Annotated in this window: 8 protein-coding genes; 3 read left to right on the top strand and 5 right to left on the bottom strand. The window is 46.9% G+C overall.

The features are described from left to right. Window positions 1-66: 66 nt before the first annotated feature. From JGK20_RS12280 to JGK20_RS12290, 3 genes are all read right to left on the bottom strand, one after another. Complete coding sequence (locus tag JGK20_RS12280) at window positions 67-9,867, bottom strand: tetratricopeptide repeat protein (protein ID WP_293230593.1); 9,801 nt, start codon at window positions 9,865-9,867, stop codon at window positions 67-69. A gap of 123 nt (window positions 9,868-9,990) precedes the next feature. Then, a complete protein-coding gene (locus JGK20_RS12285) occupies window positions 9,991-10,986 on the bottom strand; it encodes a homogentisate phytyltransferase (RefSeq protein ID WP_293206584.1) in 996 nt (331 codons plus the stop codon). A 299-nt stretch (window positions 10,987-11,285) separates the two neighbouring features. Next, entirely contained in the window at window positions 11,286-12,239 is a 954-nt protein-coding gene (locus JGK20_RS12290) for a methyltransferase domain-containing protein (RefSeq protein WP_293181795.1), read from the bottom strand. Here JGK20_RS12290 and JGK20_RS12295 point away from each other — a divergent pair. From JGK20_RS12295 to JGK20_RS12305, 3 genes are all read left to right on the top strand, one after another. Further along, window positions 12,233-12,391 (top strand): hypothetical protein, encoded by a 159-nt coding sequence (locus tag JGK20_RS12295; protein ID WP_293181793.1) that lies wholly within the window; start codon window positions 12,233-12,235, stop codon window positions 12,389-12,391. The genes JGK20_RS12290 and JGK20_RS12295 overlap by 7 nt on opposite strands. A 145-nt stretch (window positions 12,392-12,536) precedes the next feature. Further along, window positions 12,537-13,871 (top strand): TrkH family potassium uptake protein, encoded by a 1,335-nt coding sequence (locus JGK20_RS12300; RefSeq protein WP_293230595.1) that lies wholly within the window; start codon window positions 12,537-12,539, stop codon window positions 13,869-13,871. Window positions 13,872-14,138: 267 nt separating this feature from the next. Continuing rightward, window positions 14,139-14,834 carry a TrkA family potassium uptake protein gene (locus JGK20_RS12305; protein ID WP_293181801.1) on the top strand — a complete coding sequence of 232 codons (696 nt, stop codon included), beginning with the start codon at window positions 14,139-14,141 and terminating at the stop codon, window positions 14,832-14,834. 363 nt (window positions 14,835-15,197) lie between these two features. Here the strand turns inward: JGK20_RS12305 and JGK20_RS12310 are convergent, their stop codons facing one another. Both JGK20_RS12310 and JGK20_RS12315 read right to left on the bottom strand, forming a co-directional pair. Next, window positions 15,198-15,431: a hypothetical protein gene (locus tag JGK20_RS12310; RefSeq protein ID WP_293151796.1), complete on the bottom strand. Its 234-nt coding sequence runs from the start codon at window positions 15,429-15,431 to the stop codon at window positions 15,198-15,200. Between the two features lie 135 nt (window positions 15,432-15,566). Next, window positions 15,567-15,809, bottom strand: coding sequence for a hypothetical protein (locus JGK20_RS12315; protein ID WP_293230598.1), 243 nt, complete (start codon window positions 15,807-15,809; stop codon window positions 15,567-15,569). Window positions 15,810-15,932: the final 123 nt, after the last annotated feature.

A 15,932-nucleotide genomic window follows, 5' to 3' on the forward strand; every position in this document is an offset into this window, starting at 1 on the left:
GAGGGCGGGTTTTTGAAATTGTTAGTTTTGGGGCGATTATTGTTGGTGAACCCGCCCCTACGGGAATTATGTATATAGCCCGCCAATAATATTCAAAAAGCGTTTAACTTGTTTTTCCCAAGTCCAATCGAGCATAAAATTCGCCGCTGCTAAACCGCGACGTTTCGCTTCTTCGCGATTAGTATAAACTTGCTCTAAAGCCTCGACAACTTCCTCAACATCAGACTCTCCCCAACCTTCTACACCAGGAAAATGAGCAGTCGGTTTAACTCGTCCTTGATGCGACAAAGGATAGCAAATATTGCTATAAATTAAGTCTAAATGTCCGGTATTTGCTGATAAAATAGTAGGAATTCCGCAGGCCATACTTTCCATTGCGACTAAATTAGTGCCGCCTTCGCAGCGATTGGTGAAAACAGCGCAGTCGGCTTCTCGCAATATTTGTCCGGCGAGGTGATTGGGAATTAAACCGATGTCGATAAAAGATTCAACTGGTAAGCCGTTAGCCGCCAACCATTGCGAAATTCCTAAACTTCCGTCGCGGTTGATATTGGGAAGTCCCGCAACATTTCCGGTTTGTTCGATTCCTAGCATATACTGAGGCCAGAAGTTGTGCCATGTTGTTAGTAGTAAAGCTTCTGGATGTTTGGCGCGAAATCGTTTGAAAGCGGCGATTACAATGTCTTGGCCTTTGCGATATTCGAGTTTGCCGCCGGAGAAGATGGCGAAGCGATCGCCAAATAGGTTAGATTTAGGTGCAGGATGGAAAATTGCGGGGTCAATTCCTTGATTTACCATCGCGACGTTAGTCAAGCCGCAGCTTCTCAAAACATCGGCATTCCAGTGGGAACCGGCGACAATAGCGCGATATTTTTTGGCTGTTTCTAGGGCGGCTGGGGTGATGCGGGTGTCTTCAAAAAAGATGACTCCTACTTGACAAGGGCTGATTAGATGATTTTCAACTCCCGAGGATGCTAAGTTATTCCCCAAAGCGTAAAGTACAGGAAAGTTACAACTGATCTGTTTGTCGGAATTTGCTGTTACTAATTCCTGAAATTGTTTCTGCTTTTCTACTGCGGGTGACAAGAGTGATTTGTGCAGCGGATTGATGGATTCTGAGGTGATGGACGGCGGTACTAAAAGTGCAACTTCCCAGGCAGGATTTCGCAGCAGTTGCAGTGTTAAATTCATGCCGTAAATGCCCCAGCCGCTGGTGATCCTGACTGGCCAACTGATGCCGATTCCTGTTATTTGTGGCGGGGTTTCTGGGGGGATATTTTGAGGAAGAACTTCTGGATATATGTTACCAAGTAGAGTCTGGGAATGAGTATTTTCTGTTATTTGTAGCGGAGTTTGTGGGAGCGAGTTTTGAGTTTGAGCCTCTGGATATGCGTTACTAGGTAGAGCCTGGAAACGGGTAATTAGCTGTTCTAGGGCTGCTTTTATACGATCGCCCACGGCATCCCAATCACCCGCCTGTGACTGCCTAAACAACCGCGCAGTGGGATACCAAGGGCTGTCTTCCCGTGTCAGCATCCACCGCCAATCGGGCATAAAGGAGAGCAAAATCCAGACAGGTTTGCCCAACGCACCGGCTAAGTGGGCGATCGCGGTATCAACACAAATTACTAAATCCAGTTGCGAAATAATCGCTGCGGTGTCGGCAAAATCGAGGCAATGTTCGCTTAAATTGGGGATTTGCTGTTGATTCAATAAAGTTAAATCGCCCGCCGACAAATCTTTCTGAAGGCTGTAAAAACTCGCGCCCGGAACATCTAAAAACTTCAAAAACTCACTCAACTTACAGGATCGCTCGTGATTTTTGCGGTGCAGCGGCCCGCCCGCCCACACAATACCTACTTTTAGTTTATTGTTCGATCCTAGGGAAATTTTACAATCATCGGGCGCAGCTAAATAAGGAATATTTGCAGGTATGTTTTCCAAAGTCGTCCCCAGAATTCGCGGCAAACTTAGCAGCGGCGCTTGCACTTGAAAATCTAGCAAATTCTGCGGGTTTGTGACTACATTATCTACGCCTGCCACTTTTTCAAACAAACGCTTCAGCGATTTATGACAAGCAACCATAACTTTGCCGCCTTTTTGCTTGACTAAAGGTGCGTAGCGGATAAAATGAATCGCATCGCCAAAACCTTGTTCTGGATGCAATAAAATTGTTTTCCCCTGCAAATCTGAACCATCCCAAAGCGGGTAATTGGTATATTGTTGTTCTAATTCTTGAGTGTGCCAGCGCGATTCGTACTCGGCAAAACCAGGCTGGAAATTGCCAGTCAACAGCAAAGCAAATGCTAGTCTTAAACGCAAGTCTGGAGATTCTGGAGATAGTTGAATTGCTTTAGTATAGCAGTCGATCGCCTCCGCAACTCTTCCTTGTGATTCCAGGGCATAACCTAAATATAAGTTCGTTTTGCCCTGGTTGGGATTGATTGCTAGTGCTTGCTGGTAGTGCGAAACTGCCTCGGCTATTTGTCCGTTTTCCTGTTTGAGATAACCTAAATAAGTGTGGGCTTCGGCGTGGTTGGGCGAGGCGGCGATTACTTGTTGGTAGCGCGCGGCTGCGGCTGCTTTGTTACCTTGTTTTTGTAATGCCTTTGCTATGTGAAACTGTACGTCTATTTCTGCGATCGCACTTGATGATGATTTAGCCTCAGTGGGAGTGGGAATTAACTCTTGTAAAGCGACTTTTATGCGATCGCCCACGCCATCCCAATCACCCGCTATTTCCTGCCGAAACAACCGCGCAGTGGGATACCAAGGGCTGTCTTCCCGTGTCAGCAGCCACCGCCAATCGGGCATAAATGAGAGCAAAATCCAGACAGGTTTGCCCAACGCACCGGCTAAGTGCGCCACAGCGGTATCGACGCAAATAACTAAATCTAGTTGCGATATCACCGCCGCAGTATCGGCAAAATCGTTCAAATTGTCGCTCAAATCTATGACAGAAGTTTGAGTTAACAAAGTCATGTCATCCGCCGACACTTCTTTTTGCAGACTGTAAAAACTGACACCGGGAATATCTAAGAATTTCAAGAAATAGCTGAAATCGCTCGATCGCACAAAATCCTTCAAATGTTCCGAACTTCCCGCCCAGACAATCCCTACTTTGAAATTGCGATCGCAATTTAGCGAAAATTGCCAATTCGGCGGCGCCGCTAAATAAGGAACATTGGCGGGTATATTGTCTAAAGTTGTTCCGAGAATGTGCGGCAAACTCATCAGCGGTGCTTGTACTTGAAAATCGGGCAATTCTTCCACCCGCACCGCCACTTGTTCGATACCAGGAATCTGCTTAAATAAACGCTTCAGTTCTTGATAGCAAGATATAATGACTTTGCCGCCCTTTTGCTGGACAATTGTGGCGTAGCGGACAAATTGAATTGCGTCGCCCAAACCTTGTTCGCAGCGGAGTAAAATAGTTTGTCCGTTCAAATCTGAACCGTCCCAAACTGGCTTGTCAAAATTCAACCGCGGCAATTTTTTCGCCTGATCTGTGTGCCACCGCCACTCGTATTCTGCTAAGCCGCGCGGCAAGTCACCTGTCAACAGCAAGACTAAGCCTAAATTGAAGTGAGCTTTAACACAGTCTGGAGCTACTGCGAGAGCTTGATTGTAACATGAAATTGCCCGATTTACGTCTCCCAATAGTTCCACGGCACTGCCTAAATTAGTCAGGGCTTCTACATAATTTGGCTGCAAAGATATTGCTACCTCAAAGCTAGAAATTGCCTGCTCTATTTTGCCCGCAGCCAAACATGAATTTCCCAGGTGATAGTGTCCTTTAGAATTGTTCGGTTCTGCTTCAATTGCACGCTGGTAAAGCCGCCCGGCCTCCGCTGGCTGACATTTTGCTTGCATCGCCACGCCCAAATTTACGAGGGCGGGTACGTAATTGGCATTGAGGGAAAGTGCTTGCTGAAAATAGACGATCGCACTTTGAATCTCGCCCTGCTGCTGGAGAGTCGCGCCGAGATTGTTCAGGGCTTTGACATAAACGGGATTTAGGGCGATCGCCTTTTGAAAGCAAATTACAGCCTCGGCGATATTTCCCCGATCTTGCAGCAAAATACCCAAGTTATTTTGCGCTTGGGCGCAGTTCGGGTCAATTTCGATCGCGCGCTGATAATACGTCGCAGCTTCGGCTAAATCGCCTGTTTGGTGCAGCGTGACGGCTAAATTAGTAGCGGACTCGATGGAATCTGGCTGCAAAACCAAAGCATTCTTGAAATATGCGATCGCCTCGGCAAGCCTTCCTTGGGATTTCAGCAGATTTGCGCGATCGAATTGTTTCTTAGCTAACTCAATATTAGACTGAATTTCTATTGGTTGTCGAGCTTCCTGATGCTCATGAATTTTTGCTTCAAGCGCCAAAGTAGCCCGATCTAAAACTCCCTCCCAATCCCCCGCTGCTGACTGGCGAAACAAGCGCGCCGTCGGATACCAAGGACTATCTTCGCGCTCCAACATCCACCGCCAATCCGGCACAAAACACAGCAAAATCCACACGGGTTTGCCCAAAGCACCCGCCAAATGCGCTACAGAAGTATCTACCGAAATGACTAAATCCAGAGCCGAGATTACCGCAGCAGTAACTGCCATATCGTGCAAATTAGAGCTTAAATCTGTGACGGGCATTCGATCTAACCAAGCACGCTCGTCTGCTGTCATTTGCTTTTGCAAATTGTAAAAATCTGCTCCGGGAATCTCTAACAGTTTTGCCAACAAATCTAGCGGGAACGATCGTACCTTATTTTGTGAATGTTGAGTATTTCCAGACCACACAATCCCTACTTTCAAATTAGGAGTGTTCGGAAGAGCGCATTCCAAACCGGGTGGTGGAGCTAAATAAGGAACATTAGCTGGTATAGTATCTAAAGTTGTTCCCAGAATGTGCGGCAAACTCATTAACCGCGTATGAACTTGAAAATCAGGCGCATCGTCGGGATTAATTATTAACTCATCGATTCCCGAAACTTGGGCAAACAACCGCTGCAAGTGCGGCAAACACCAAACAATTACCTTGCCGCCTTTTTGCTTGACTAAATCTGCGTAGCGGATAAACTGAATTGCATCGCCCAAACCCTGTTCCGGGCAAAGCAAAATAGTTTTTCCCTCCAAATCTTTGCCGTCCCAAATCGGCTGAATAAAGTTGTGGCACGGAAACTCTTTTTCTTTAATTAGGAGCCGCCATTCGTACTCGGAAAAACCGCGCTGCAACTCTCCAGACAGCAGCAAAGCCAAACCTAAATTTAGGTGAGATTCTGGGTTAGTCGCATTGAATTGAACTGCTTGACTGTAGCAGGTGACAGCATCCGCAAATTGGCCGCCTTGGTGCAACACTTTTCCCAAACCGTTGAGGGGATTCATGTTACCTGGTTTCAACTCGATCGCCCTACGGTAACAATCGATCGCCTCTGCCATATTTCCGGCTTCCTCAAAAGCCTTACCCAGATTGTTCAAAGCTTCGGGAAAGTCGGGTTGCAGGCTCAAAGCTTGCTGGTAACAGGCGATCGCACCTGCAATTTTGCCCTGTTTGTGCAGCACAATTCCCAGATTGCAGCGAGCCTCAGCATTGGCTGGTAACTGCTGAATCGCTTGCTGGCAAACGGCTAGAGCCTCATCTAACTTATCTTGCTGTTGCAGGGAACTCCCCAAACCGATCAGAGTTTCGGCTAAATCTGGTTGCACCGCCATAGCGCGATCGTAATAGGCGATCGCATCTGCAATTCTGCCCTGTCGGATCGAGGCGTATCCTAAGTTGTGCAAGGCGTCTACATAATTGGGTTCGAGAGCGATCGCCCGTTCGTAATTTGCGATCGCGCGATCGTAATTCGCGCCCGTTTCCTCTCCTCGTTCCTCCAAAGCAATGCCCAAATTCAAATAAGCCACAGCACAATCAGGATTGACTTGAATCGCTTGCTCGTACAACCTGACAGCCTCCCCCACATCCCCTTGCTCTTCCCGCAGCAGGCCCAAATTAACCAGCGCTTCCGCGCAATTCGGGTTCAAAGACAGCGCCCGCTGGTATTGGGCGATCGCACCTTCATTCTCCCCTGCTTCCGCCAGCGCGCTGCCCAAATTGCTCGCAGTTTCAGCCAAATTCGGGTCTATTTCTAGGGCTTGTCGGTAATGCGCGATCGCCTCTGTTAACCGCCCGCTTTGCTGTTTGACAACACCTAAATTGCTGTGGGCGGCTGCATAATTCGGATCGATCGCGATCGCCCGCTGGTAACACTCGATCGCCCCGCCCAAATTGCCCTGCTGTTGCAAATCTCGGCCCAACCGCAACTCCCAATCCGCCGCCTCCGACGGCACAAATTCAGCAGAAACAGCGCCTAGAGCCTCCGCCACCCTAGCGAAAACGCCCTCCCAGCCTCCCCTTTCCCGTTGCCGAAACAGCCTTGCACTGGGATACCAAGGACTGTCTTCGCGCTCCAACAACCACCGCCAATCCGGGGAAAACGCCAGCAAAACCCAGACTGGTTTGCCCAAAGCGCCCGCCAAATGGGCGACAGCCGTATCGACAGTAATTACTAAATCCAGTTTGGCGATCGCAGCAGCAGTATCAGCCAAATCACCAAAATGCGGGCTCAAATCGACGATCGGCGTTCCATTCAACAGCGCGCGATCGGCCTCTAAAACCTCCTTCTGCAAGCTGTAAAAAGTTACCCCCGAAACGTCCAAAAGCGGCAGAAACTGACTTAAACCGCAAGAACGCTGCATATTTTTGCGGTGTTTGGGATTCCCCGCCCAGACAATCCCAACTTTCAAATTGCGATCGGGCAAAAGCGCAAATTCAGCATCCGCAGGGGGAGACAAATAAGCAGTAGTTGCCGGAATTGTTTCTAGCCTTGTACCGAGAACATAGGGTAAACTCAACATCGGCACTTGCACGTCAAATTCCGGCAGCGGTTCACCTCTAACTATCAACAAATCAATGCCATCAACCATGGCAAACAAACGGCGCAATTGCGGGTAACAATCAACAATTACCCTACCGCCTCGATTTTTGACAATCTCAACGTAGCGAATAAACTGAAGCGAATCGCCTAAACCTTGTTCCGCGTGCAGCAAAACAGTCTTTCCCTGCAAGTTGGAACCGTCCCACAGCGGCCGGTATTCTCTTGCCGAAAGTGTATTTCCCGGCGCCGTCAAATAACAGGAATGGCCTGTTTTAAATTCTTTAATCTGCCAGCGCCACTCGTATTCGGCGAGGCCATTTGCAAAATCTCCCGCCAACAGCAAAGCCAAGGACAAATTCAGGTGAGCGCTAGCATGATCCGGATTCAAATGAATCGCCCGTCTGTAGCAGGCGATCGCATCTTCAACCGCGCCTTTTTCCAGAAAAGTCCTGCCTAAATTGTTGATAGCTTCCACAAAATCCGGCAGCAATTCCAACGCTTTGTGATAATACTCCAGCGCCTCTTCTAAATTGCCCTGTTCTTGCAAAACAGTTGCCAAATTGTTGTAAGCTTCCCAGCTATGGGGTTGAATTTCCAGCGCTCGGCGGTACAAATCGAGCGCCCTTAACAGTTCGCCCTTTTCTTGCAGCGCCACCGCTAAATTAATCAGTGCGGGCACGAAATCCGGTTCAGCAGCCAGAGCTTGTTCGTAATGTGCGATCGCCTGTTCCACTTTACCTTGTTCCTCAAAAATCTTTGCCAAGTTGTAAGCTGTTTGAGGAATATTGGGAGCGAGCGCTAAAGCTTCTTGGTAATGCGGAATGGCTGCATCTAATTCCCCATTTTCGTGTTTGAGAAAACCATAATTAATGCGCGCTTGGAAACAATTGGGAGCGAGAGATATAATTTGTTCGTAAAGGGCGATCGCCTCTAGCTTATCGCCTGTTTCCATTAAATGTTCTGCTTGTTGCAATAAATCATCTAAAACAGCCGAATTTTCGTCGCCCGTTGCGACAACAGATATCTCAATTCCCTGCAAATGCTTGGCTGCTGAGTCATTTCCTAAAGCTTCGCCCGCAGTCACAAATATTTGTTTGTTTTCCTCAACCAAGCTAGCGCCTGTCATTTCCAGAGGTAGATTTTTGGCAGCATCCTCAGCAGAAGTAGCAGAATTTGCGATCGCAAATAAACTCAAAGCCGCCTGCACATCCTGAAACAATTCTTGCCAACTTTCCGGCTGACTTTGGCGGAAAAGCCTTGCAGTTGGATACCAAGGATTGTCTTCGCGATCCAGCAGCCAGCGCCAGTCAGGAGCAAAAGACAGCAGCACCCAAACCGGTTTACCCAAAGCACCAGCCAAGTGTGCCACAGAAGTATCGACAGTAATCACTAAATCCAATTGAGATATAGCAGAAGCCGTATCAGCAAAGTCGTTCAGATGCGCGCTCAAATCCGGGACTAGATGCTGGTGCAACAAAGTGCGATCGCACTCCGACAAGTTTTTTTGTAAACTATAAAAAGCAATTCCCGGAACATCCAAGAATTGCATAAAATCGCTTAAACTGCAAGAACGTTGATTATCTTTACGGCGCTGCGGACTTCCCGCCCAAACAATCCCCACCTTTAACTTTGCATCAGAAGCAAGTGCAAAACTGCACTCAGCAGGCGGAGCTAAATAAGGAACATTTGCGGGAATTGTTTCCAGAGTTGTCCCCACAATCCTCGGCAAACTCATCAGCGGTGCGTGAAAGTCAAATGCTGGCAAATCCTCAAAACAAACTGATAAATATTCAATCCCGACAACAGTCGCAAACAACCGCATCAAATCCGGATAGCAAGCCACGATAACTTTAGCACCTCGGCTGCGAAGCATCGGCACGTAGCGAATAAACTGAATCGAATCGCCGAAGCCTTGCTCGACGTGGAGTAAAATAGTTTTACCCTGCAAATCCGCACCATCCCAAAGCGGCTGTGGAAATTGTCTCGGTTCTACTTGCGAAGTGCGCCACCGCCACTCATATTCAGCAAAACCGCGCTGGAAATCTCCAAACAATAGCAAAGTCAAGGCTAATTCCAGGTGTGCGATGGCGTTGTCTGGCTGCAATTCCAAGGCTCGATGGTGACAAGCAAAAGCCTCTTGAAATTCTCCTAAATCGACCAAAGCGTGGGCGAGGTTGTTAATAGCATCCACGAAGTCCGGCTTAAGTTTTAATGCTTGTCGGTAGTGGGAAATTGCTGCTTTAGTATTACCTTGTTCGTGGTAAAATGCTCCCACATTGTTCTGAGATTCGGGATTGTTAGGTTCTAATGCTATAGCTTGCTGGTAGCAGTCGAAAGCTTCGGGCAATTTACCTTGCTGCTGAAAAATTCTTCCCAATCCGATCAGAGAATATGTCAAATTAGGATTAATTTTTAAAGCGTGCAGGTAACAGGCGACTGCCTCATTTAATTGATTTTTATCTTTTAATAAGCCTGCTAAATTGTGTGCAGTTTCCAGCAAGTTTGGATCGAGCTGGAGCGCTGTTTGATAATATGAAATTGCCGAGTCAATTTCGCCCAAGTGCTGTTTGAGCCAGCCCAAATTGTTGTATGCTAGTGCGGTATTTGGTGAAAGTTGGATGACTTGTTCATAACTGGCGATCGCCCTTTGAGTAGCGCCAACATCCATCAAAACATGGGCTTTGTTTAAATGTGCCTCTACAAAATCGGGGTTTTGGGCGATCGCGCGATCGTAAAAGTCGATCGCCTCAGCCACTTTCCCCTGCTGTCTGACTGCAATTCCCAACAAACACAACACGTTTGCTGACTCCGGCTGCGCTTCCACAATTTGCCGGTACAAATTTTCAGCTTCTAACAAACGCCCCGCTTGATGATATTCCCAAGCTATCTTCAAAGAATCTTCAGCACGCATTTTGACGGCAGATTTTTGGAATTTTTTCTTAGAAGCCATAGTTGTCTGTGTTGTTTGTTATTTGTTGTTTGTTATTTGTTGTTTGTTATTTGTTGTTTGTTGTTTGTTGTTTTTTACTATAACAATAACCGCCAACTGCCAACTGCCAACTGCCAACTGCCTTCATCCCAACAAACAAGCTGCGGGAAAAATCAAATATTCTAAGAAAAACAACTTCCAAATAAACTGATAAAAATCAGCAATTTCTTTCTGCTCGTCCAAATCAACTTTGACACTCCAAAACCACATCAAACCCAAAGCCACCAAATGAGCAACCGTCAAAAACACTAAATTAACATTAGACAACACGACTGCTCCCGCCAAAGTAGCGCCCAAATAGCAAACCGTCAACACCCAGCGAGACAAATTAAACACAGCCTGCTTGCCCAACTCGATCGTAAACGTAGTAATATTGTATTGCTTGTCGCCCTCCATGTCAGGGATATCTTTGAAAATGGCGATCGCAAAAGTAAACACGATCACAAAAACCGTCAGCACCCAAACTTCCGCCGGAATCGCCAAAGACAGACTATTTAAGCTCCAGCCCGTAAAAACGCTTTTCGCCCTTCCCAAACCCAAAACCCAATTAAAGTGTAGAAACAGCCCTAAATTGACGATCGCCCCGCGCACCGTAAAAATGCACAGCGCCGCCCAAAAAGGAAACCGCTTCAACCGAATTGGTGGCAGAGAATAAGCAGTCCCAATCGCCAAACTAACGCCAACTGTAGCCAGCAAAAACGGGCCTTGCAAAACAGCAGTCACAACCGCTATAATTCCCGTTGCAATTACAATCAACTCCCCAGTTTTGCGAGAAAACGCTCCCGAGGCGATCGGCAAATACGGCTTATTAATTTTATCAATTTCAACATCTTCTAACTGGTTCAATCCCACAATATAAATATTGCCACAAATGCAAGCCAACCAAGCAAATGCTAGCGGCAGAAATATCGGATTCACAAATAATCGAGTGCTTTGAGCGATCGCATACAAAGCCAGTACACTCAAGGTAGTGCCGATAATCGTATGCGGCCGAGAAAACTCCCAAAAAGCGCTCACCCAGCTTTGCGGAGCCGAGCCATTTTCATCAATCCAAGACTTACCAATCGAATCGTTGCTCATAAATCCTACAAACGCACCAGAAATAATATTAAGTAAGATGGAAATTGTCCACCTTACTTGATTGAACTTGCCGCCAGAAATATCATCAACCGAACTTCTTCATTCCTTCTTCCTTCATTCCTTCCTTCTTTCTTCCTTTTTACTTCATTTCTTCGGTCAACTGTCAACTCTTCCTTCTTCCTTCCTTCTTCCCTCTTCCTTCTATCCGTTACATCCGTTACATCCGTTGCCGAACTTCCTTCTTCCTTCGGTCAACTGTCAACTGTCAACTGTCAACTGTCAACTGTCAACTGTTCCATTTATTTTACAGCACAAATCAGCCCGAAACGAATCAATCCGCTCTCATATCCCCGACTCATCAACCCCAGAGCAAGTGCAGCTTGAATAGTCGTCCAACCGCTCGTCAACAAACCCCAAATCGCGCTCGGAGTCAAAGCAGAATCGATCACCACATCCCAAAAAGGAGCCACAGCTTTTGACCAATCAGCACTGCGAATACTTGTCAGAGGCAAACTGCGGACAATCTCCTCATATTCCGGCAAAGAAATCACATAAGGCAAAGCATAAACTCGGTAAATTTCTGCCAATTCCTTCCTCTCTGCATCAGTCAATTCTCCCGCTGTTTCTCCCAGCGGGCGGTGACACCAAGTTGCCAAAATCAAAGTTCCTCCCGGCTTGAGCACGCGGTAGCATTCCTGTAAAAACTTAATTTTGTCGGGCATATGTTCCCCGCTTTCGAGAGACCAAACCAAGTCAAAGGACTCATCAGGAAAAGGCATATTTAAAGCATCTGCTACTAAAAAGTTAACATTGCTTTCCAGTCCAGCAATTTTAGCGCGTTCCTTTGCTCTGTTTGCCTGTACCGGACTCAGCGTAATGCCGGTGGCTGTCACCCGATCGCCCTTTTGATTTGGTTCCGACGATCGACTAAAATCGCGATCGACCCCATCATCCGACTTTAAATTATTTTGCGCGATCGAACCAAACTTTTCGGTCAAATACAACGTGCTCCCACCAATGCCGCAACCGACATCCAGAATGCGGTAAGGTTCTGATAGCGCTCCGGCTGTCGGCACTCGGGCCCAGGAGAGCAGTTCCTCGATCAAATCTATCTGAGCCTGTCGGCGCTCTTTCTTTAAGTTTCCATCCGGGCCGTAGTAACCGTGGTGCATATGTTCGCCCCACACCTGCTCCCACAAACCGCTAGAAGCGTCGTAGAGTTGCTGAATTTGCTGGTAAAGTGTTGATGTCATCGCACGATCGCAAGTTGTTACAGGAATTCTACCGTGATTGTCCCGTTGTTGTCATCGAACTTGGCGGCGAAAGTGCGATCGACAGCCGGCACTCGCACTCGCAGAGATATCCTGATTTCGGGCCAGGCGATCGATTTGTGAGTTCCCTTTAAAATCCCAAATCAAAAATCTAAAATCGATTTGTGGGTTCCCTCTAAAATCCCAAATCCCAAATCCCAAATCCCAAATCCCAAATCCCAAAATCTCAAAATCTCAAAATCCCCAATCTAAAATCTAAAATCTAAAATCTAAAATCGAATGACTGTCTCGCGAACTATTTGTTTAGGATTCATCGCCGTCATTACCGCAGGTGCTCTACTACTAATGATGCCATTTTCCACAATTGATGGAACTTGGAGCGATCCAATCACAGCACTCTTTACCTCTACTTCCGCTGTCTGCGTCACAGGGTTGTCGGTTGTAGATGTCGGAAAATATTACTCTTTTTGGGGGCAACTGTGCCTCGTATTACTGGTGCAAATAGGAGGCTTAGGCTACATGACAGCCACAACTTTCTTACTGCTGCTATTGGGCCGCCGCTTTGGTTTAAAAGACAAAATTGCCCTGCAACAATCACTTGACAAATCGGGACTAGCCGGAGTATTACAACTCGTGCAGTCAATTCTAGCAACAACCGCTTTGTTTGAATTGACTGGAGTGTTTTTGCTGATGTTAGTTTTTGTCCCAGAATACGGATTTAAAGACGGTCTCTGGTCTGCTATTTTTCACAGTGTGAATTCTTTTAATAACGCCGGATTTAGCATCTATTCAGATAATTTAATCCGCTACGTCAATTCGCCTGTGATTAACTTCACAGTCACCGGATTGATCGTATTTGGGGGCATCGGCTATCAAGTAATTATGGAAATGTACCTGTGGCTGCGCGATCGCTTCAACAAAAGCCCCATCTGCACAGTTTTTTCCCTGAATTTCAAAGTCGTTACCAGTACAACTGCTGTCCTTTTAATTTTAGGAACCCTAGGATTTTTGGTGCTGGAATACAACAACCCAGGAACTTTCGGGCCTCTAAATTTTCCTCAAAAGGTGATGGCAGCTTGGTTTCAATCTGTGACGCCCCGCACGGCAGGATTTAATACAATTGACATTGGAAAAATGAGCGAAGCCGCGCTATTTTTGACCATCGCGCTGATGTTTGTCGGCGCCAGTCCCGGTAGCACCGGCGGCGGCATCAAAACCACAACTTTTAGGATATTGTTTAGCTGTACCGCAGCAGTTCTCGAAGGTCAGGAACAGGTGCAGTCCTATCAGCGTCAAATCCCAGCAGCCCTGATTCTGAAAACCATTAGCGTAGTCTTCGGCTCGCTGTTAGTCGCCTTCTCATCTGCAATTTTAATTGAACTGACCAATCCCGAACTAGAATTTATCCAAGTGCTGTTTGAGGCCGTGTCAGCTTTTGGTACAGTTGGCCTTTCCACAGGGATTACAGCCAAGATTTCGGCGATCGGCAAATTAATTTTGATTGCGACAATGTACATAGGTCGGGTTGGCGTGCTGCTGCTGATGAGTGCCGCATTCGGCGACCCCAAACCCAGAACTTTTAAGTATGCTGAGGAAAGTTTGTTAGTCGGATAGCAAAATCCTGCCTCGTTTCTGATAATCTAAACAATGGGTCATATCAAATCCCGTTGCATCGGAATTATGTAGTGCGAGCGTCTCGCTCGCGATTCAGGCCGCGAGCGAGACGCTCGCACGCTCAACGATTCAAATATATAATTCCGATGCAACCGGAAACGATATCACAACCCAAATCAACTTTTACTATTTACTCAAAAATCAAAAGGAGGCAGCGCTGTCTATGCTAAAATTTGAATATCCAGACCTTCAGCGCTGAATATGAGCGTGAACCTTTCATCTTTAAGATTTTTCCGCAGTTTGCGCGCGGAAAACAAGCAGTTTGCAGTTATTGGTTTGGGACGTTTCGGCAGAGCTGTGTGCTCGACTCTCCACGGCTTGGGTTACGAAGTCCTGGGAGTTGACACCGACGAAAAAAAAGTAACTCAAGCTTTGAGCGATCGCATTTCGGCTCACGTTTTGCAGTTAGATTCTACAGAGCCTAGCGCTCTACAGGAAGCCGGTATATTTGAATTTGAAACAGTGATTGTGGCGATCGGCAATTACCTCGCCGAAAGCATTACCACCACCCTCAACCTCAAGGAAGGCGGGGTAACTCACGTCATCGCCAAAGCTTCCTCGGAAACTCACTTAAAACTGTTGAAAAAAGTCGGCGCCGATCATGTAGTTTTTCCCGAACGAGAAATGGGCTGCTCTTTAGCCCGCATTCTTACACAACCCAGCATTTTAGAACGCTTTGACCTCGACCCAAATCACAGCATTGTTGAGTTGCTCGTTCCTGAAAAATTTGACGGTAAAACCATTGCGGATTTGGATCTCCGGCGCCGGTACGGTTTGAACTTGCTCGCAGTCGGTCGCGCCGACAAGTTCGAGATCAATCCCCAGCCAAACGAACGCTTGAAAAACGGCGAGGTGATGGTAGTAATTGGTTCTAATAAAGATATCAATCGCTTGCCAATTTAACAGATCGCCATTTTACTTGCTCGATCTCTAGGGTGCGCCGCAAGCGCACCTTATATTATCTGCGATCGAGGCACCACCTGAGACTTGAATTGCAAGCCCTAGCTAGGAAATGAGAATTAAATAACTTCCACAAGTTTGTGGGATGGGCGGGACGCCCATCCCACAATAACAATAAAGATTGTAAGTTATTTAATTATCATTCCTAAATAAAAATACCAATGCTGCGGTTGCTTTGGCCGTGGCGGTTTGCTCGCAGAACACAACGGAAACCATCGCCACAATCGAAAATTTTTGAAGAAAATAGAAGCACCCAACGATCGATCGTCGCGCAAGCCCAAATCTAGGAGCGCTAGCCCTCAGAATTCAACCGACTTTCAAGATATCTTGCAAATAAGCTTTGCCAAAAACCAGCACCACCAACACTAGAGCGAGTTCAACAGGCCAAGGACAGACCGCAAAAAACCAAATTAACGAACACACCCCAATAATTGCAGCTATGGGAGCCGGAATCCCGTCTAGCGTTCTCTTGTCAGTCCCAGCAGTCACGAGTCCAGCGAGCAAGCAGAGCGTAAACGGAATCAAGCAACTTGCGATCATGGCTTTTACCTCATTAAATTTTTTTTAGATATGGCAGATGAGCATATTGTAACGATACATGAAAAATTCGGAAACGTACCAGAATCTTTGATAAAATTTAATGTTAGGTCATTGATAAGCTGTAGCCACACTTGTTTAATTTTGAGCTTCGACTCTCTCCGAAGGCAGAATTTGGGAATTTTGGTTTCGGCATTCGCGATCGCAGCCGAATACCTGGAGATGAACTGCGATGCACCCTCGATCGCACTTCTGCAATAGATTCCCGACAAAATGCGACAGTACAAAGGCTGGGCCGATTTCCGGTAGCCTGCCTTTTTGCTGTCTGTACAGACACGATGTCTGTAGAATGCCGATCGCCCCGCTAACCTTTCCCTCCATCGCAGGAAAGAAGATATTGCTGGGCGATCGATCTTTTTGTGTTCGAGCGTGCGATCGATCTTTGCTTCCCCATCTCTCACTAAAAAATAAATTCCCAAGCCATTAACAGCCTTTTCTATCGCC

Source organism: Microcoleus sp. PH2017_05_CCC_O_A (assembly GCF_020738785.1).
Classification (GTDB): domain Bacteria; phylum Cyanobacteriota; class Cyanobacteriia; order Cyanobacteriales; family Microcoleaceae; genus Microcoleus.

What these genes read in the sequence shown, in the direction of transcription:
- JGK20_RS12280 (WP_293230593.1), bottom strand. Translation starts at nt 9,867, where the DNA reads ATGGCTTCTAAGAAAAAATTCCAAAAATCTGCCGTCAAAATGCGTGCT.
- JGK20_RS12285 (WP_293206584.1), bottom strand. Translation starts at nt 10,986, where the DNA reads ATGAGCAACGATTCGATTGGTAAGTCTTGGATTGATGAAAATGGCTCG.
- JGK20_RS12295 (WP_293181793.1), top strand. Translation starts at nt 12,233, where the DNA reads ATGTCATCGCACGATCGCAAGTTGTTACAGGAATTCTACCGTGATTGT.
- JGK20_RS12290 (WP_293181795.1), bottom strand. Translation starts at nt 12,239, where the DNA reads ATGACATCAACACTTTACCAGCAAATTCAGCAACTCTACGACGCTTCT.
- JGK20_RS12300 (WP_293230595.1), top strand. Translation starts at nt 12,537, where the DNA reads ATGACTGTCTCGCGAACTATTTGTTTAGGATTCATCGCCGTCATTACC.
- JGK20_RS12310 (WP_293151796.1), bottom strand. Translation starts at nt 15,431, where the DNA reads ATGATCGCAAGTTGCTTGATTCCGTTTACGCTCTGCTTGCTCGCTGGA.
- JGK20_RS12315 (WP_293230598.1), bottom strand. Translation starts at nt 15,809, where the DNA reads ATGGAGGGAAAGGTTAGCGGGGCGATCGGCATTCTACAGACATCGTGT.